The sequence below is a fragment of the Streptomyces chartreusis genome (assembly GCF_008704715.1).
Lineage (GTDB): Bacteria > Actinomycetota > Actinomycetes > Streptomycetales > Streptomycetaceae > Streptomyces > Streptomyces chartreusis.
On record NZ_CP023689.1, the window covers coordinates 6,208,844 to 6,226,924 of the forward strand.

16 protein-coding genes and 1 tRNA gene are annotated in these 18,081 nt (G+C 69.7%); 5 read left to right on the top strand and 12 right to left on the bottom strand.

What is annotated here, in order from left to right:
- Positions 1–32 precede the first annotated feature (32 nt).
- The 4 genes from CP983_RS27320 to CP983_RS27335 all read right to left on the bottom strand — a co-directional run bounded on the left by CP983_RS27320 (position 33) and on the right by CP983_RS27335 (position 4,865).
- Positions 33–1,451, bottom strand: coding sequence for a GH1 family beta-glucosidase (locus tag CP983_RS27320; protein WP_107905574.1), 1,419 nt, complete (start codon positions 1,449–1,451; stop codon positions 33–35).
- 164 nt (positions 1,452–1,615) lie between these two features.
- The gene (locus tag CP983_RS27325) at positions 1,616–2,518 is read right to left on the bottom strand and encodes a carbohydrate ABC transporter permease (protein WP_189749052.1); all 903 of its coding nucleotides are present in this window, start codon (positions 2,516–2,518) and stop codon (positions 1,616–1,618) included.
- Positions 2,515–3,543, bottom strand: coding sequence for a carbohydrate ABC transporter permease (locus CP983_RS27330; RefSeq protein ID WP_107905573.1), 1,029 nt, complete (start codon positions 3,541–3,543; stop codon positions 2,515–2,517). The genes CP983_RS27325 and CP983_RS27330 overlap by 4 nt, the downstream gene beginning before the upstream one ends.
- On the bottom strand, positions 3,540–4,865 hold the full coding sequence (locus tag CP983_RS27335; protein ID WP_107905572.1) for an ABC transporter substrate-binding protein: 1,326 nt from the start codon (positions 4,863–4,865) through the stop codon (positions 3,540–3,542). Before CP983_RS27335 ends, CP983_RS27330 begins: the two co-directional genes overlap by 4 nt.
- 378 nt (positions 4,866–5,243) lie before the next feature.
- On the opposite strand from CP983_RS27335, the gene CP983_RS27340 reads away from it, so the two are divergent.
- Positions 5,244–6,299: a LacI family DNA-binding transcriptional regulator gene (locus tag CP983_RS27340; RefSeq protein WP_107905571.1), complete on the top strand. Its 1,056-nt coding sequence runs from the start codon at positions 5,244–5,246 to the stop codon at positions 6,297–6,299.
- A gap of 73 nt (positions 6,300–6,372) precedes the next feature.
- Here CP983_RS27340 and CP983_RS27345 read toward each other — a convergent pair whose 3' ends face one another.
- The 5 genes from CP983_RS27345 to CP983_RS27365 form a co-directional block, all read right to left on the bottom strand.
- The gene (locus tag CP983_RS27345; RefSeq protein WP_229915021.1) at positions 6,373–6,891 is read right to left on the bottom strand and encodes a GNAT family N-acetyltransferase; all 519 of its coding nucleotides are present in this window, start codon (positions 6,889–6,891) and stop codon (positions 6,373–6,375) included.
- 79 nt (positions 6,892–6,970) lie between these two features.
- Positions 6,971–7,043, bottom strand: a tRNA-His gene (locus tag CP983_RS27350).
- A 117-nt stretch (positions 7,044–7,160) separates the two neighbouring features.
- On the bottom strand, positions 7,161–7,763 hold the full coding sequence (gene orn / locus CP983_RS27355; RefSeq protein WP_030955945.1) for an oligoribonuclease: 603 nt from the start codon (positions 7,761–7,763) through the stop codon (positions 7,161–7,163).
- Positions 7,764–7,870: 107 nt separating this feature from the next.
- Complete coding sequence (locus tag CP983_RS27360) at positions 7,871–9,109, bottom strand: helix-turn-helix domain-containing protein (protein WP_107905569.1); 1,239 nt, start codon at positions 9,107–9,109, stop codon at positions 7,871–7,873.
- Positions 9,110–9,486: 377 nt separating this feature from the next.
- A complete protein-coding gene (locus tag CP983_RS27365) occupies positions 9,487–9,804 on the bottom strand; it encodes a hypothetical protein (RefSeq protein ID WP_107905568.1) in 318 nt (105 codons plus the stop codon).
- A 342-nt stretch (positions 9,805–10,146) separates the two neighbouring features.
- Here CP983_RS27365 and CP983_RS27370 point away from each other — a divergent pair, with 342 nt between their 5' ends.
- Both CP983_RS27370 and CP983_RS27375 read left to right on the top strand, forming a co-directional pair.
- The gene (locus tag CP983_RS27370; RefSeq protein ID WP_030944387.1) at positions 10,147–10,674 is read left to right on the top strand and encodes a universal stress protein; all 528 of its coding nucleotides are present in this window, start codon (positions 10,147–10,149) and stop codon (positions 10,672–10,674) included.
- Between the two features lie 150 nt (positions 10,675–10,824).
- On the top strand, positions 10,825–11,391 hold the full coding sequence (locus tag CP983_RS27375) for a GPR1/FUN34/YaaH family transporter (RefSeq protein ID WP_125528246.1): 567 nt from the start codon (positions 10,825–10,827) through the stop codon (positions 11,389–11,391).
- 155 nt (positions 11,392–11,546) lie between these two features.
- On the opposite strand, the gene glmS is transcribed toward CP983_RS27375, so the two are convergent.
- Complete coding sequence (gene glmS, locus CP983_RS27380; RefSeq protein ID WP_030944380.1) at positions 11,547–13,364, bottom strand: glutamine--fructose-6-phosphate transaminase (isomerizing); 1,818 nt, start codon at positions 13,362–13,364, stop codon at positions 11,547–11,549.
- A 14-nt stretch (positions 13,365–13,378) separates the two neighbouring features.
- Positions 13,379–13,636 carry a hypothetical protein gene (locus CP983_RS27385; RefSeq protein WP_126900017.1) on the bottom strand — a complete coding sequence of 86 codons (258 nt, stop codon included), beginning with the start codon at positions 13,634–13,636 and terminating at the stop codon, positions 13,379–13,381.
- 175 nt (positions 13,637–13,811) lie between these two features.
- Between CP983_RS27385 and CP983_RS27390 the strand changes: the two genes are divergently transcribed.
- On the top strand, positions 13,812–15,374 hold the full coding sequence (locus CP983_RS27390) for a purple acid phosphatase family protein (protein ID WP_150502410.1): 1,563 nt from the start codon (positions 13,812–13,814) through the stop codon (positions 15,372–15,374).
- 5 nt (positions 15,375–15,379) lie between these two features.
- Here CP983_RS27390 and CP983_RS27395 read toward each other — a convergent pair whose 3' ends face one another.
- Positions 15,380–16,267: a DUF4429 domain-containing protein gene (locus CP983_RS27395; RefSeq protein WP_150502412.1), complete on the bottom strand. Its 888-nt coding sequence runs from the start codon at positions 16,265–16,267 to the stop codon at positions 15,380–15,382.
- Positions 16,268–16,362: 95 nt separating this feature from the next.
- Here CP983_RS27395 and CP983_RS27400 point away from each other — a divergent pair, with 95 nt between their 5' ends.
- Positions 16,363–17,946: a beta-N-acetylhexosaminidase gene (locus CP983_RS27400; RefSeq protein WP_280116573.1), complete on the top strand. Its 1,584-nt coding sequence runs from the start codon at positions 16,363–16,365 to the stop codon at positions 17,944–17,946.
- Positions 17,947–18,081: the final 135 nt, after the last annotated feature.

Here is an 18,081-nt window from a genome sequence, read left to right on the forward strand (position 1 = left end):
GTGCCGCGCCCCGTCCCCCGGACCCCCGCCGGCTAGAACACCTCGTCCACCTCGGGCAGCGTGCCCGTGCGGGCCGCCTTCGCGTACCAGTGGGCGCTCGACTTCGGCGTCCTCGTGAGGGTGGCGTAGTCGACGTACACCGCGCCGAACCGCTTCTCGTAGCCGTAAGCCCACTCGAAGTTGTCCAGCAGGGACCACAGGTAGTAGCCGCGGACGTCCGCGCCGTCGGTGATCGCGCGGCGGACCGCCGCGAGGTGGCCGTGCAGATAGGCGATGCGCTCCGGGTCGTGGACCCGGCCCTCGGAGTCGGGCTTGTCGTCGTAGGCCGCGCCGTTCTCGGTGATGTACAGCGGCAGGCCCGGCGCCTCCCGCGTGTACCGCATGATCAGCTCGTGCAGGCCGGTCGGGTCGATGGACCAGCCCATGGCCGTGCGGTCACCCGGAGTCTGGTGGAACAGCACGTCGTCCGCGCCGGGCCACGGCGAGTGCTCGCTCGCCCCGTGGCCGTCGGCACGCGGGCCGGCCTGCTCGGCGTCGCTCGCGGAGACCAGCGCGGGCGTGTAGTAGTTCAGGCCCAGCGCGTCGAGCGGCTGGTTGATCGCCGCCAGGTCGCCGTCCAGGACGTACGACCAGTCCGTCAGCTGCTCCGTGGCCGTGAACAGGCTGGCCGGATAGGCGCCGTGCAGGATCGGGCCGTGGTAGATCCCGTTGGCCAGGTCGTCGATCTTCCGGGCCGCCGCCAGGTCCGCGGGGTCCTGCGAAACCGGCCGCACGGTGGAGGAGTTGAGGCTCAGGGCCACCGTGTTGCGGGCGGGCATCACCGAGCGCAGGGCCGTGGCGCCGAGGCCGTGCGCGAGGTTGAGGTGGTGGGACGCGCGCAGCGTGGCGACCGGCTCGGTGCGGCCCGGCGCGTGGACGCCGGAGCCGTAGCCCAGGAAGGCGCTGCACCACGGCTCGTTGAGCGTGATCCACTGCTCCACGCGGTCGCCGAGGGCCTCGCCGACGATCTGGGCGTACTCGGCGAAGCGGTAGGCCGTGTCGCGCTCCGGCCAGCCGCCCGCGTCCTCCAGCTCCTGCGGCAGGTCCCAGTGGTAGAGGGTGACGGCGGGCTTGATGCCCTTCGCCAGCAGCTCGTCCACCAGACGGCGGTAGAAGTCCAGGCCCCGCTGGACCGCGGGCCCGCGTCCCGTGGGCTGCACCCGTGACCAGGAGATCGAGAAGCGGTACGCGCCCAGGCCGAGGTCGGCCATCAGCGCCACGTCGTCGCGGTAGCGGTGGTAGTGGTCGACAGCGATGTCACCGTGCTCGCCGCCGGCCGTCTTGCCCGGGGTGTGGCTGAAGGTGTCCCAGATCGACGGCGTGCGGCCGTCCTCCCGGACCGCCCCCTCGATCTGGTACGCGGAGGTCGCGGCACCCCAGAGGAAGGCGGGCGGAAAGGACACGGGTGTCATGGGCTCAGGCATGGAAGCGCTCCCATTGGAGGTCGTGGAGACCGACGAGTACGAGTAGGAGGGGAGAGGGGGGAGGAGGGGGAGAGAGGGGGACGGGGCCGGGGGCCGGGGCGGCGGTGACGCGACCCCCGGGGCCGTGGGACGTACGGGCGGCGGGCCGGGCGTCAGCCCTTGACGGCGCCCTGCATGATGCCGCCGACGATCTGCTTGCCGAACAGCAGGAAGGCGATCAGCAGCGGCAGTGTGCCGAGCAGGGCGCCCGCCATGATCACCGCCTGGTCGGGAACGTACCCGGTGCCCAGGGAGTTCAGCGCGACCTGCACGGTCGGGTTCTCCTGGTTCAGGGCGATGATCGGCCACAGGAAGTCGTTCCAGGCGAACACGAAGGTCAGCAGGCCGAGTACGGCCATCGCCGGCCGGGCCGCCGGGAACACCACGTGCCAGACGACCCGCAGACTGCTCGCGCCGTCCACCCGGGCCGCCTCGATCAGCTCGGTCGGCAGCGCCTGCACCAGGTACTGCCGCATGAAGAACGTACCGAAGGCCGTGCACAGCGTCGGCAGGATCACCGTCTGGAGCTGGTTCGACCAGCCGAGGTCCGCCATCCACAGATACAGCGGTACGACCGCCAGCTGCGGCGGGATCATCATCGTGCCGATCGTCAGCAGCAGCAGGACGCCGGAGAACTTGAAGCGGAGCTTGGCGAAGGCGAAGCCGGCGAGCGTGGAGAACAGCACCGTGCTGATGGTGATCATGCCCGCCACGAAGATGGTGTTGAACATCGCCGTGCCGAGGCCGCCCTCCTCCCACGCCCGTTCCATGTTCTTGAACAGGTTCCCGCCGAACCACAGCGGCGGCGGGGTCTCCGCGAGGCGCTGGTTGCTGCGCGAGGCCGCGATCGCCGTCCACACCAGCGGGGCCAGCGAGAGCAGCGCGAACAAGGACAGGACGACATAGGTGAGCGGGCCGGCGTGCAGCTGCTTGCCGGCGCCCATCACCCGGGGCCGCTCGCGCCGGGTCTTCACGGGCTCCGTGGACTGAGGTGTCGTCAGTTCGGTCGCGGTCATTGGGACTTCCTCAGCCGTCGGGAGATCAGCAGCTGGATCACGGCGACGATCAGCAGGATCAGGAACATCGACCAGGCGATCGCGGACGCCTTGCCGAGGTTGCCGATGATCCAGCCCTGGTCGTACATGTACAGACCGAGCGTCTGGTACTGGTGCTCGGAGCCGCCCTTGGAACCGGAGACCCCGCCGAACAGCAGGGGCTCACCGAAGAGCTGGGTCGCGCCGATCGTGGAGACGACGACCGTGAACAGGATCGTCGGCCGCAGCTGCGGGATCGTCACATGGATGAACTGCTGCCAGCGGTTGGCGCCGTCGATCGCCGCGGACTCGTAGAGGTCGACCGGGATCGCCTGCATCGCCGCCAGATAGATCAGCGCGTTGTAGCCGGTCCAGCGCCAGATCACGATCGAGGAGACCGCGAACTGCGAACCCCAGTCGGACTCACGCCAGTTGACGGGGTCGATGCCGACGAAGTCCAGCAGCCAGTTGATCATGCCGCCGTCCCAGGAGTACAGCAGCACGAACACCAGCGTCGCCGCCGCCACCGAGGTGGCGTACGGGGTGAGCATCACGACCCGCCACACGGTCGAGCCGCGCAGCTTGTAGTTGAGCAGATGCGCCAGGCCGATCGCCATCAGCAGCTGCGGCACCGTGGAGATCACACCGATGGTGAAGGTGTTCCACAGCGCGTTCCAGAAGAAGTCCGAGGACAGCAGGTTCTCGTAGTTGTCCAGGCCTGCCCAGGTCTGGCCGTCGAGATTGGCCAGCTGCACGTTGTGCAGCGAGTACCACGCCGTGTACAGCAGCGGGATGAGCGAGAACGCCCCGAAGACGATGAAGAAGGGGGAGATGAACGCGTACGGCGACGCCTTCATGTCCCAGCGGTACAGCCGGCTCCGCCAGGAACTGCTCCCCGGCGGCGGGGTACCGCGACCGTTCGCGCGGCCGGCCGCGCCCGGCTTGTCACCGGGCGCGGCGTCGGCACTCGACGCGGGATGCGCGAGGGCCTGCTTGGAACTGCTCACTGGCCGAGCACGTCCTTGATCTCGTTGGTCGCGGCGTCCCAGCCCTGCTCAGGGCTCTTGCCCTTCTGCTCGACCTGGAGGATGCCGATGTCGGTGATCGCGGTGCCGATCGGCTGGTCCTTGGTGCCCAGGTACTGCGTCGGGATGGTGTTGGCGGAGGCCGAGAAGATCTCGGTGATCGGCGCGTCGGAGAAGTACGCCTGGGTGGCGGCCGCCGGCTTCAGGCTCGAGTACGACGACGGGGCCGACGGGAAGCTGGCCTGCTTGGCGAAGACCTTCGCCTGCTGCTCGGGCGCGGTCAGCCACTTCGCCAGCTCGACGGCCTCCTTCTGGTGCTTGCTCGCCGTCGGCACGCCGATGAACGAACCGCCCCAGTTGGCCGCGGTCGGCGCCGCCGCCACGTCCCACTTGCCCTTGCCGGCCTCACCGGACTTCTCCTGGATGTAACCGATCATCCAGGCCGGGCAGGCGACGGTGGCGAAGGTGCCGTTCGCGTAGCCCTGGTCCCACGGCTTGTCGAACTGCTTCAGCTTCGCGGACATGTTGCTGGTCGCCACGTCCATGGCGACGTCCCAGGCCTTCTTCACACCGGCGGACTTGTCCCAGACGACGTTGCCGTCCTTGTCGTAGTACCGCTCGACCTCACCGCCGAGGGCCGCGTTGTAGACGGAGGAGGCGGAGTCCACGAACTTGGTGCCGCTCGGCGCCTTCTTCATGTAGTCCTTGCCGAGGTCGACGTACTTGCCCCAGTCGCCCTTCCACTGCTCGGCGAGCTTGGTGCGGTCGGTCTCCAGACCGGCCTTCTCGAACAGGTCCTTGCGGTAGCAGATCGCCATCGGGCCGATGTCGGTGCCGAGCCCGATCAGCTTGCCGTCCTTCGTGGTGGCCTGGGCGTTCTTCCAGTCCAGCCACTGGGACTTGTCGACCTCCTTGCCGAGGTCGACGAACTTGTCGGCCTGCGTCTGCACGGCCTCGGTGACGTTGCCGACCTCGATCGCCTGGATGTCGTCGGTGCCGGCGCCGGCCTGGAGGCGGGTGAGGGTCTTGGGCCAGTAGACGTCGGTCCGGGTGGTGACGTTCTCCTTGATGTTGATGTCGGGGTGGAGCTTCATGTACTCGTCGTAGAGGCCGGCCTGCTTGTAGCCGAAGACACCGAAGGTGCCGATGGTGAGCGTGGTCTTGCCGCCGCCTCCGTTGCCACCGCCCTCGTTCGAAGAGCCGTCGTCCGAGTCCTCGGCGCAGCCGGCGAGCAGCCCTGTCGTCAGCGCGGCTGCGGCCGCGAGGGCCATCAGCCGGCGGGACCTGCGGGTACTCGTGCGCATTGCGTCCTCCTGTTGCCTGACGTGCCGACCCCCCGGCCAACTGCATTGTTGGGCCCGTTCGTTTGTACTCGCTGCGGCTCGGGCGGGGAACGTGCGGGATGTGTATGTGTCAGGTACTGTGGGAGCGCTCCCACAGGTGATGTGTTGAAGGTTCGTCGGTCCGAGCGGGGGTGTCAAGGGAGCGGACGCGGAGTTATGTGTTCAGTTATCGGCCCGTTAGCTAACTCGGCAGGGCCGGCGGTGCGGGTGCGAACTCGGCCAAGATCGCCTGTATTTGGCCGAAGCAGGGTCTTGATCAACGATCCCCGCGGACGGTCACGGCACCGGCGGGACTGTTAAATTCCAGGCCAACGGAATGGTCAACGGGAGGCGGAGCCCATGGCAACCCACGGAGCGCGGGGCCGGAGCGGCGGTCGGCCGACCCTCGAAGAGGTGGCGGCCCGCGCGGGCGTCGGGCGCGGCACCGTATCCCGGGTGATCAACGGCTCGCCCCGGGTCAGTGACGCGACCCGCGCGGCGGTCGAGGCGGCGGTCGCCGAACTCGGCTACGTCCCCAACACCGCCGCCCGCGCCCTCGCGGCGAACCGCACGGACGCCATCGCACTGGTCGTGCCCGAGCCGGAGACCCGGTTCTTCGCGGAACCGTACTTCTCGGACATGCTCAAGGGAGTCGGAGCGGAGCTCACCGACACCGAGATGCAGTTGCTGCTGATCTTCGCGGGCAGCGACAAGGAACGGCGCCGCCTGGCCCAGTACCTGGCCGCCCACCGCGTGGACGGCGTCCTGCTGGTCTCGGTCCACGCGGACGACCCGCTGCCCGACCTGCTGGCCCAGCTGGAGATCCCGGCGGTGATCAGCGGTCCGAGATCGGCCGCGGAGACGCTGACCTCGGTCGACTCGGACAACTACGGCGGTGCCCGCTCGGCCGTCGAGCACCTGATGGACCGCGGCCGCACCCGCATCGCGCACATCACCGGCCGCCTCGACGTCTACGGCGCCCAGCGCCGCGTCGACGGCTACCGCGACGCCCTGCGTGACGCGGGCCGCCCGGTGGACGACGGGCTGATCGAGCCCGGTGACTTCACGGAGGAGGGCGGCGCCGGCGCGATGCGGGCCCTGCTGGAGCGCCACCCCGACCTGGACGCGGTCTTCGCGGGATCGGACGTCACCGCGGCCGGCGCCCGCCACGCGCTGCGCGAGGCGGGCCGCCGCATCCCCGAGGACGTCGCCCTCGTCGGCTACGACGACTCCGCCATCGCCCGCCACATGGACCCGCCCCTCACCAGCGTCCGCCAGCCCATCGAGGAGATGGGCCGCCGCATGATCGACCTCCTCCTCACCGAGATCGCGGACCGCCGCCCGACGGCGTCGAGGGACCTGGAGCGGACCCAGGCGGTCCTGGCCACGGAGTTGGTGACGCGGGCCTCGTCCTGATCGGCGGGGCTCCGACCGCCAACCCCCGCCGGGCGTCGGGCGTCCGGGGCCCGGCGTCACACCCGACGTGACGTCACCCGGGCGACCGCTGTCGGCGCCACCGGACCTCCCCGTCCTGCCGCTCCTCGGTCGGGGCGAGGCCCGCCGCCGCGGCGACCGTCGCCGAGGCCTGGTGGGCGGGGTGGACATGGGCGACGACCGTGTGGACCGGGCCCTGCTCCAGCCACCCGACGAGGCCGCGCGCCGCTTCGGAGGCGAGGCCGCGCCGCTGCCACGGCGTGCCGATCACCCAGGCGATCTCGGCGACGCCGCCCGCGGTGATCGTCGCCTGGACCGTGCCCACGAGGCACGACCCGGCACGCAGCCGCAGCACCCAGTTGCACCAGGACACGGCCGGGTCGCCGGAGCCGGCGACGAGACGTTCGTAACGGGCGCGCAGGGCGTCGGGGGAGAGTGGTTCGCCGCCGATGAAGCGGTGCAGCGCCGGGTCCGCGAGGACGGCGGCCATCTCCTCGGCGTGCTCGACGCGCAGCGGCAGCAGATCGAGACGGCCGGTGCGCAGGGGCTCGGCGGACACACGGGGCTCGGACACCGTCGGAAGCCTAGGGCCCGCCCCAGGAAACGCAATCAGCCGGTGACTTCATCTCTGAAGTCACCGGCTGATCATCAAGGGTGAGTGACGGGACTCGAACCCGCGGCATCCTGGACCACAACCAGGTGCTCTACCAGCTGAGCTACACCCACCATGACCGGCTGTTGACTTCCGCGGAGTCCCCTACCGGCCGAGAAAAAGTGTACAGGGTCCGAAGGGGTGCTCGCGCACGCCTTTTCACGGCGCCCCTGTCGGACCCCCTCGCACACCTACTGAGCAGGCACGACGTGCTTCGCGGCGATCGACTTCGCGGTGTCCGAGTCGGGGCCGGGCTGGGGCACGAAGACGGCCTCGCGGTAGTACCGGAGTTCGGCGATGGACTCGCGGATATCGGCGAGTGCGCGGTGGTTGCCGTTCTTCTCCGGGCTGTTGAAGTAGGCCCGCGGGTACCAGCGCCGGGCGAGCTCCTTGATGGAGCTGACGTCCACGATCCGGTAGTGGAGGTAGTCCTCCAGGGTCGGCATGTCGCGCAGCAGGAAGCCGCGGTCGGTGCCGACGGAGTTCCCGCACAGCGGCGCCTTGCCGGGTTCCTTGACGTGTTCGCGGACGTAGGCGAGGACCTGCTCCTCGGCGTCCTCGAGGGTCGTGCCGCCGGCGAGTTCGGCGAGCAGCCCGGACGCGGTGTGCATCTGACGCACCACCTCCGGCATCGTCTCCAGCGCCGCGTCCGGCGGGCGGATGACGATGTCCACACCCTCGCCGAGGATGTTGAGCTCGGAGTCGGTGACGAGGGCGGCAACCTCGATGAGCGCGTCGTCGGACAGCGAGAGGCCGGTCATCTCGCAGTCGATCCACACCATGCGATCGTTCATGCGCCCACCCTACGGCTGACGTCCGTTCTTGGGTGCCCCGCGTCGGTGTGGAGGTCCTCGAAACGCCGGACGGGCCGAGTGGATCGGCCCGTCCGGTGTCTACGACGTCACATGCCGCTGCGCTGGCTCGGCAGCCCGGCGCGGCTGGCCGCGTACGCCTCGCGGCCGTTGTCCGACGCCACCGAGAGGGGCGCGGACGTGCCCATCGGGGCCGGAGTGCGCCGGGTCTGGAGCGGGACCGGACCGGCGTCGGGGTACACGGAGGGCGGCGGGCCCTGCGGCACACCCGGACCCAGCGCGGGCTCCGTCTCCGTCGGCCTCTCGCTCTGCGGACGCCGGGCACGGTACGCCGCCCGGTACGCGGCCGGCGACGAGCCGAGCTGGCGGCGGAAGTGGCCGCGCAGCGCCACCGGCGAACGGAAGCCGCAGCGGCCCGCGACCTCGTCCACCGAGTAGTCCGACGTCTCCAGCAGACGCTGCGCCTGGAGGACCCGCTGGGTGATCAGCCACTGCAGCGGAGCGCTTCCCGTCAGCGAGCGGAACCGGCGGTCGAAGGTCCGGCGGCTCATGTACGCGCGCGCCGCCAGCGTCTCGACGTCGAACTGCTCGTGCAGGTGCTCCAGCGCCCAGGCGACGACCTCCGCGAGCGGGTCCGCGCCGATCTCCTCCGGTAAAGATCGATCGAGGTAGCGCTCCTGACCGCCGGATCGGCGCGGCGGGACCACCAGGCGGCGGGCGAGCGCTCCGGCCGCCTCGTTGCCGTGGTCCGTCCGCACGATGTGGAGACAGAGATCGATTCCGGCCGCGGTGCCGGCGGATGTCAGCACGTCGCCGTCGTCGACGAACAGTTCACGTGGATCCACATGAACCGACGGATAGCGCTTGGCCAGCGTCGGTGCGTACATCCAGTGCGTCGTCGCTGGGCGGCCGTCCAGCAGGCCTGCCGCCGCGAGGACGAAGGCGCCGGTGCACAGCCCGACGATGCGGGCGCCTTCCTCGTGCGCCCGGCGCAGAGCGTCGAGCGCCTCCTCCGGTGGCGGCGAGGTGATCGAACGCCAGGCCGGCACGACGACCGTGCCCGCCCTTGAGATCGCCTCCAGGCCATGTGGCGCGGTGAGTTCCAGGCCCCCTGTGGTCCGCAGTGGGCCTTCCTCGCCGCCGCACACCAGTAGTCGGTAGCGCGGCACGCCGGCGTCCTGGCGGTCTATACCGAACACCGACAGCGGTATGGAACTCTCGAAGATGGGGCCGCCGCTGAACAGCAGCACCGCGACGATCTCCTTGCGGCGTCGCCCGGAAAGCTTCCGGGCCGCGGCTTCCGGCGCGGCAGTGGAGTCGTGGCTCATACTGCTAAGCCCCCCTCGGTGGTCGCGGCTCCTCGGTTGTGTCGCTCCTGCACGTTTCCCCTCGGTCCTGCACGAGTCCCCCGCCGTAGACAGTCAAGATCGAATCTACTGTGTCGCGTCGCGCCGCAGTGGCCGGTTCGGCACTCGGCACATTGTCGACTTGGCAACTTGGCGTGAAGCATTCGATCACGAAGCGTTGCACTCGCGGGCCGTGCAGGGAAGTGCGCCTTGTCGCAGTGGCCAATCCACGTAGGGTGCGCAGACCCCCTGAGGCCCTTTCCGTGCAGGTGGAACGGGGGTTGAGGGGTGTTCTGGGCAGGGGATGCATGCGCGCCAGAAGTTGGCTGAAAAGTGGCGTGCCCGTGCGTGAAAACCGGTCAGCCGACCGGTGTATTTCCCCCAGTGTGACGTCCGCCTCTATGAGCCCCGGTTCCGGTGCGGTGATGGCGTCCGCGACGCCGGGGCGAGGGGCCGTGCAGCTCCTCCTGGCGCAGCCGCGTCGCGCCGCGCTCCGACTGGCGCAGCAGCAGACGGCACACGGCCGTCACGGCGGCGAGACCGAGGGCCGTGCCGGTGGCGCCGGCGAACGAGGTGCCGTACCAGAGCAGGACCACGGGGACCAGGACGCAGCTGAAGGCCGCCCAGCGGACCACGTCGTTGGTGCTGTCCTCGGCGGGGGTGCGAGGTCCGGACATGGATATGTGCTCCTGGGCTGCCTGGGCGGTGCTCGTGGTGATCAACGCGGGGCGGGGCAGTCGGTCACTGGTGTTCGGCCGTCCGTACGGCGCGCGCAAGTGAATCCTGTGCAAACCGCCTGTACACCGCAGCAAGCATTGCGTTACGGGCGTCCCCTCGTGCATGCTCCCTGGAACCCGCACCGACCGTGAGCGGGTATCTGGGCTAAGGAGGCGTGCCGCCGTACCCTTGGGGTATGGGGTTGGGAAGACCATTCCCGGACACAGCTCCGCCGCACACTGCCGCATCCGTCGAGCTCCGCTCGTGGGCCCCCATATAAGGATCAATACGCCGAGACAGCCATGGCCGGTCACGAATTCTTCGAACCAGCGGACCGCAAGCGGCCCGTCGCCGACCCCACGGCGGCCGAGCCCCTGGCGGCGGAAGAGCCACGCCACTCCTGCGATCCAGCCTTCAAGCACGGCGTCGTCGTCGGCTTCGACGGCTCCACCTCCAGTGAGCGCGCCCTCGCGTACGCCATCGGCATGGCGCATCGCTCCGGGTCGGGCCTGATCATCGTCCATGTCGCCAACCGGCTGCCCACCACGGTGTGGGCGGGCTGCGAGCCGCCGGTCTTCGTCGACGTACCGGACCACCGCACCGAGGTCCTCGGCCTCGAACTCGCGTGCGCGGACTACCTCGCCGAGGTGCCGTGGATCCTCGTCGAGCGCGGCGGGGACATCTGCCACGAACTCGAAGAGGTCGGGCGGGAGTACGAGGCGGACGCGATCGTCGTCGGCTCCACGCAGGGCATCGTCGGGCGGATCTTCGGGTCCGTCGCGGGGCGGCTCGCCAAGCGGGCCAAGCGTCCCGTCGTTGTCATTCCGTAACTCGCCGTTGTCCCAGGTGAGATGAGCCGTTCGGGACGCCGCACTCCTTTCTGCGAAGCGTGAACTTACCCACGCGTAGAGGTGTTTGTGCCCTTGTGAAGGGCATATATCGCACACCGCACAACTGCACATGCATGAAGGGAGCCCGCCGTGGACAATGACGTCTCTGCGGGAAGCGGAATCACCGGCGTGGTCGGCCGACTCGCCCTCGGAATCACCCTGTTGGCCTTCGGACTCGGATACGCCGATGTGATCGACGGTGTGTCGGCCGCTGACGCCGTATCAATCGCCCAGTATGTGGGCGGCATTGCCCTCTTCGTCGCCGGGCTGATGGCCCTCCGGGACCGTGACGCCGCGAACGGCACCGCGTTCGTGTCCCTCGGCGCGCTCTGGTTCACCTGGGCCGTCGCCGCCGACAACCAGGTGTCCGCCAATGCCGCGGGGCTCTTCCTGCTGCTGTTCGCCCTCGTGGCGCTGTCCCTCACACTCGCCGGTGGCGACCAGCTCGGTCAGGGCGCGTACGGGCTGTTCTTCGTCGGCCTGCTCCTCATGGCCATCGCGAGCTTCGCCGACAACGACGGACTCACCAAGGTGGGCGGCTGGTTCGCCGTCGCCGCGGGTGCCGTCGCCTGGTACGCCGCGACCGCGGCGCTGGCCCACTGGCCGACCGCACTTCCTCGACGCGCTGCGGGCCGGGGGGTGACGGCCGCCGGTTAGCTGCGCAGGCCGGGGAGTTGGGCGGCTTCCCGGCAATCGAAAACGGACCCCCCGTGAATGGTGGCATCACGTGGGGGTCCGTGTCGTTCGTCGGCCTCTGCGGGGCGCGGGGGGTTGCTCGCGCAGTTCCTCGCGCCCCTAAAGGCCAAAGGCCTCTATTCGACCGTGACCGACTTCGCCAGGTTCCTCGGCTTGTCGATGTCTCGGCCCAGGGCCAAGGCCGTGTGGTAGGCGAGGAGTTGGAGGGGGATGCCCATCAGGATCGGGTCGAGTTCGTCCTCGTTCTTCGGGACGACGATCGTCTGGTCGGCCTTCTCCTGGTGCTGGTGGGCCACCGCGAGGATCTTGCCGCTGCGGGCCTTGATCTCCTCCATGGCGGCGCGGTTCTTCTCCAGCAGGTCGTCGTCGGGGACGATCGCGACCGTGGGGAGCGCCGGCTCGATGAGGGCCAGCGGGCCGTGCTTCAGCTCGGAGGCGGGGTAGGCCTCGGCGTGGATGTAGGAGACCTCCTTGAGCTTCAGGGAGGCCTCGCGGGCGACCGGGTAGCCCCGGACACGGCCGATGAAGAGCATCGAGCGGGCCTCGGCGTACTCCTGGGCCAGCTTCTTGATCTCCTCCTCCTGCTCCAGCATCTCGGCGATCTGGGCGGGCAGCTTGCGCAGGCCCTCGATGATCCGCTTGCCGTCGCGGACCGAGAGGTCGCGGGTGCGGCCCAGGTGCAGGGCGAGCAGGGCGAAGGCCACCGTGGTGTTGGTGAAGCACTTCGTGGAGACCACGCAGACCTCGGGGCCTGCGTGGACGTAGATGCCGCCGTCGGCCTCGCGGGCGATGGCGGAACCGACGACGTTCACGACGCCCAGCACCCGGGCGCCCTTGCGCTTCAGCTCCTGGACGGCCGCGAGGACGTCGTAGGTCTCGCCGGACTGGGAGACGGCGATGTAGAGCGTGTCGGGGTCCACGACCGCGTTGCGGTAGCGGAACTCCGAGGCCGGCTCGGCGTCCGCGGGGATGCGGGCCAGCTCCTCGATCATCTGGGCGCCGATCATGCCCGCGTGGTACGAGGTGCCGCAGCCGAGGATCTTCACCCGGCGGATCTGGCGGGCCTCGCGGGCGTCCAGGTTGAGGCCGCCGAGGTGCACGGTGGAGAAGCGGTCGTCGATGCGGCCGCGCAGCACGCGGTCCACGGCGTCGGCCTGCTCGTGGATCTCCTTGTGCATGTAGGTGTCGTGGCCGCCCATGTCGTAGGAGGCGGCCTCCCACTCGACGGTGGTGGGCTCGGCGGTCGTGCGCGTGCCCTCCGTCGTGTAGGTGCGGAAGTCGTCGGCCTTGAGGGTGGCCATCTCGCCGTCGTCGAGGGTCACTATCTGCCGGGTGTGGGCGACCAGCGCGGCGATGTCCGAGGCGACGAACATCTCCTTCTCGCCGATGCCGAGGACGACCGGGGAGCCGTTGCGGGCGACCACGATGCGGTCCGGGAAGTCGGCGTGCAGCACCGCGATGCCGTACGTGCCCTCGATGAGGCGCAGCGTCTCGCGGACCTTGTCCTCCAGCTTCTCCGCCTGCGAGCGGGAGATGAGGTGGACGAGGACCTCGGTGTCGGTCTCGGAGAGGAACTCGACGCCGTCGGCCTCCAGCTTGCGCCGCAGGTCGGAGGCGTTGTCGATGATGCCGTTGTGGACGACGGCGACCTTGCCCTCGGCGTCCAGGTGCGGGTGGGCGTTCACGTCGGAGGGGGCGCCGTGGGTGGCCCAGCGGGTGTGGGCGATACCGGTGGTGCCCTTGAAGCGCGCCGGGACCTTGGCCTCCAGGTCACGGACCCGGCCCTTGGCCTTGACCATCTTCAGGGCGGGCGCCTTCGGGGAGGAGACGACCACGCCGGCCGAGTCGTAGCCGCGGTACTCCAGGCGCTGGAGGCCCTCCAGCAGGAGGGGGGCCACGTCACGCTTCCCGATGTATCCGACGATTCCGCACATATATATAGGTATCCCTAGCCGTAGACGATCCGGCGCAGCTGGCGGAGCGTGAGCTCCGGCGGTGCCACCGTCCGGTATTTCAGGTCCGCCTCGATCTGTTCGAAGATCGTCGCGTTCACCAGGCCCTGGGCCTGGAGCTCGCGGTGGCGGCGACGGACGAACTCCTCGGTCGTCTCGTCGAAGTAGGCGAGCACGTCCTGGATCACCCGCGACGCCTCGCCCCGGCTGAGGGGCGTGCTCCGGGTCAGATGATCAACAAGGTCGTCGTGCACTCGGTAGATCCTGGGGTATCGGGGATGGCTTCGCAAGAATCCTGCCCGATTTCGGGCAAGAGGGTGTCAGGGGGCTTTGGGAGAGTTATGGAACGCCCATGGGTGTCCGTTGGGCGGTTGTTCCGCCGGGGGATGTGTGCACAGACCAGCTTGTGGCGCCATGGACATTCCCCGCATGGGTGTACCCCAGCAGCTGGCCGAGCGCATGAGCATGGCCGAACAGCACGAGTACCTGCGCGCCAAGTTCTCCCGGCGCACGATGATCAGAGGCGGCGCCGTCACCCTCGGCGCCGTCGCGGGCGGCACCTTCGTGCCCGGTGCCACCGCCCAGGCGGCCACCAGGACCCAGCCGCTCACGCAGACCGAGACCGTCGACGGCGCTCTCGTCGCCCCGTTCGGCCGCCACCTCGCCTACGGCAACGACGCGAGCACCGAGATGACCGTCTCGTGGCAGGTGCCGGTGGCCGTGAAGAAGCCGTTCGTCCGGATCGGCGCCCACCCCTGGGACCTCTCCCGCAAGATCGAGGCCGAGGTCCGCAGCCTCCACACGCCGGCCGGTGTCGGTGCCAGCGCCGACCACACCCAGTACTACGTCCATGCCAGGCTGACCCACCTCAAGCCGGGCCGGACGTACTACTACGGCGTCGGCCACCAGGGCTTCGACCCCGCCGAGCCGCACCTGCTCGGCACCCTGGGCACCTTCACCACCGCCCCCGCCGGCAAGAAGCCGTTCACCTTCACGGCCTTCGGCGACCAGGGCGTCAGCTACCACGCGCTGGCCAACGACAGCCTGATCCTCGGCCAGAACCCGGCCTTCCATCTGCACGCGGGCGACATCGCCTACGGCGACCCGGCCGGGCAGGGCAAGACCTCCGACACCGGCTTCGACTCGCGCACCTGGGACCAGTTCCTGTACCAGACCGAGTCCGTCGCCAAGTCGGTCCCGTGGATGGTGTCGTACGGCAACCACGACATGGAGGCCTGGTACTCGCCCAACGGCTACGGCGGCGAGGAGGCCCGCTTCACGCTCCCCGACAACGGGCCGGACCGGAAGAACCTGCCGGGCGTCTACTCCTTCGTCCACGGCAACACCGCGATCATCTCGCTCGACCCCAACGACGTGTCGTACGAGATCCCCGCGAACCTCGGCATCTCCGGGGGCACCCAGACCAAGTGGTTCGAGGCGCAGCTGAAGAAGTTCCGGGCCGCCCACGACATCGACTTCGTCGTCGTGTTCTTCCACCACTGCGCCTACTGCACCTCCACCGCGCACGCCTCGGAGGGGGGCGTGCGCCAGGAGTGGGTGCCGCTGTTCGAGAAGTACCAGGTGGATCTGGTCATCAACGGCCACAACCACCAGTACGAGCGGACGGATGTGATCAAGGGGGACGAGGTCGTCAAGAAGCTGCCGATCGGCGGCACGGCCTACCCCGAGACCGAGGGCGTCGTCTATGTCACGGCAGGCGCGGCCGGCCGCAGTCTGTACGCCTTCTCCGCGCCCGACTCCTACGAGGGCCACGAGAACGAGGTCGACTCCGTGGCCTCCTTCGTCAACCTCAAGGACGGCAAGAAGAACGAGACGGTCGCCTGGTCGCGCGTGCGCTACCTGAACTACTCGTTCCTGCGCGTCGACGTGAACCCCGCGCCGCGCGGCCGCTACGCCACCCTGAAGGTGCAGGGCATCGCGGAGACCGGTGACCGCATCGACCACTTCACGGTGGCCCGCAGGGCCAAGTAGGCCCGCTACATCCGCTTCAGCACCGCCTGCTTGGCCATCGTGAACTCCTCCTCCGTCAGTACGCCGGTGCGATGGAGCTCGCCGAGTTCGCGCAGGCGGCGCAGGAGCGCGTCGTGGTCGTCCTCGGCGGAAGCGGACGCGGCCGGGGGAGCGGGGAGTTCCCTCCGCGCCTGAGGTACGTCCGCGGTGGCCCTGGCCGGATGCGGCAGGCGGGCCTGGACCGCCGCCGCGACCAGGGCCATCAGCGGGTCCTTCTTGAAGCCCCACAGCTCCACGGCGTTGGGGTCGTACTTGGGCGGGGCCTTGGTGGAGGCGTTCCTGACGGTGAAGCGGAGATGGCCGTTCTCCAGGCCCGCCGCCGGATGCCACTCCACGGCCGTGATGTCGGCCAGCGCGAGGGAGCGGGTGCCGGCGGCGGCCTTGGCGTCCTCCGTCTTCCAGTTCCACTCCAGACGGACCCGCTCGCCGTCGAAGCTGGCGGTGGCGTCCCCGGCGGAGACGGACAGCGGGAGTGAGGGGCTCGGCACCAGATACGCGTCGACCGGGTCGGCCGGCACCTCGTCCAGCAGCAGGGCGTTGCGCACCTCGTCCACGAAGTACTCCGCGACGCCGTAGCGGTCGGACTCCACGATGAGCTGGTACGGGTCGTTGGGCTCGGTCAGCCGGCCGCCGGTGGCGTGCAGCAGCGGGTCGGCGCCGTCGCGCAGGCGCAGCCGGAGCCGGCCGGCCTTCTTACCCTGCTCGAAGGAGACCCCCGCCAACGCCCCCAGCGGGAGCACCAGTTCACCCAGCGTCTTGCGGAACAGGCTGACGTTCTTGTCCCGTCCGGGAGTCAGCCGCAGTGCGTCGCCGTCGAAGACCCACGTGCCGTCCTTCTGGATGATTTCCGCCATGGGGTGGATTGTTCCACCAGACTCACGAGAGAGTGGTCCAGACCTCTTGGAGCGCCATGGCTCAAGGAAGGGACACGTCTGTGAGAGATCGCCGCGTGAGACAGCACCACAGAACGCTCCGCCTTCTCGGTTCCCTGCTGCTGGTCGCGATGGGCGCCTCGGTGACAGGAGCAGCCCCCGCCCAGGCGGCACCCCCCACCCCGCTGGACCTCGTGGTCCCCGCGCCCGCGTCGGTCACCCCGGGCGCGACCCCCTACCGGATCACCCGCGACACCCAGATCCGGGTCGACGACTCCCGCGAGAGCCGCCGCGTCGGCGAGTACCTCGCGGGCATCCTCCGCCCCTCCACCGGCTACCGCCTCCCGGTCACCGACGGCGGCGCCGGAGGCATTCAACTCCGTCTGTCCAAAGGCTCGTTCGGGGCCGAGGGCTACCGCCTCGACAGCGGCCGCAAGGGCGTCACCATCACCGCCGCGGCCCCCGCCGGGCTCTTCCACGGCGTCCAGACCCTGCGCCAGCTGCTCCCGGCGGCCGCCGAGAAGGACTCCGTGCAGCCCGGCCCCTGGCTGGTCGCGGGCGGCACGATCAAGGACACCCCGCGCTACGGCTGGCGCGGCGCCATGCTGGACGTCTCCCGGCACTTCTTCACCGTCGACCAGGTCAAGCGCTACATCGACCAGCTCGCCCTGTACAAGATCAACAAGCTGCATCTGCACCTCAGCGACGACCAGGGCTGGCGCATCGCCATCGACTCCTGGCCGCGCCTGGCGGCCCACGGCGGCTCGACCCAGGTCGGCGGCGGCCCCGGCGGGTACTACACCAAGGCGGACTACAAGGAGATCGTCCGCTACGCGACCTCCCGCTACCTGGAGGTCGTCCCGGAGATCGACATGCCGGGCCACACCAACGCGGCGCTGGCCTCCTACGCCGAACTCAACTGCGACGGCGTCGCACCGCCGCTCTACACCGGCACCGAGGTCGGCTTCAGCTCGCTGTGCGTGAACAAGGAGATCACGTACGACTTCGTGGACGACGTGATCCGCGAGCTCGCCGCGCTCACCCCGGGCAGGTACCTGCACATCGGCGGCGACGAGGCGCACTCCACCAGCCACGCGGACTATGTGAAGTTCATGGACCGCGTGCAGCCGCTCGTCGCCAAGTACGGCAAGACCGTGATCGGCTGGCACCAGCTGACCGGGGCGACCCCGGCCAAGGGCGCACTCGCGCAGTACTGGGGGCTGGACGACACCAGTGCGCAGGAGAAGGAGCAGGTCGCCAGGGCCGCACAGAACGGCACCGGCGTCATTCTGTCTCCGGCCGACCGGATCTACCTCGACATGAAGTACACCGCCGACACACCCCTGGGCCTCGACTGGGCCGGTCTTGTCGAGGTGAAGCGGTCGTACGACTGGGACCCGGGCGACTATCTGCCGGGGGCGCCGGCTTCGGCGATCCGGGGTGTCGAGGCGCCACTGTGGTCGGAGACGCTCACCAAGTCCGACGACATCGAGTACATGGCGTTCCCGAGGCTGCCGGGGGTGGCCGAGCTGGGGTGGTCACCGGCTGCCACGCACGACTGGGACGCCTACAAGGTGCGGCTCGCTGCGCAGGCTGAGCGGTGGGAGGCGTTGGGGATCGACTTCTACCGGTCGCCGCAGGTTCCCTGGCCCGCCGCGTAGGGGTGGGTTTTCGGCTGCCGGTCGGTGGGGGCTGGTCGCGCGGTTCCCCGCGCCCCTGACGGGGCGCGACAGGCGCCGGACGTAGGACGGGCACCCCGGGGGACCGTACCCCGGGGTGCCCGTCTGTCTTTGCGG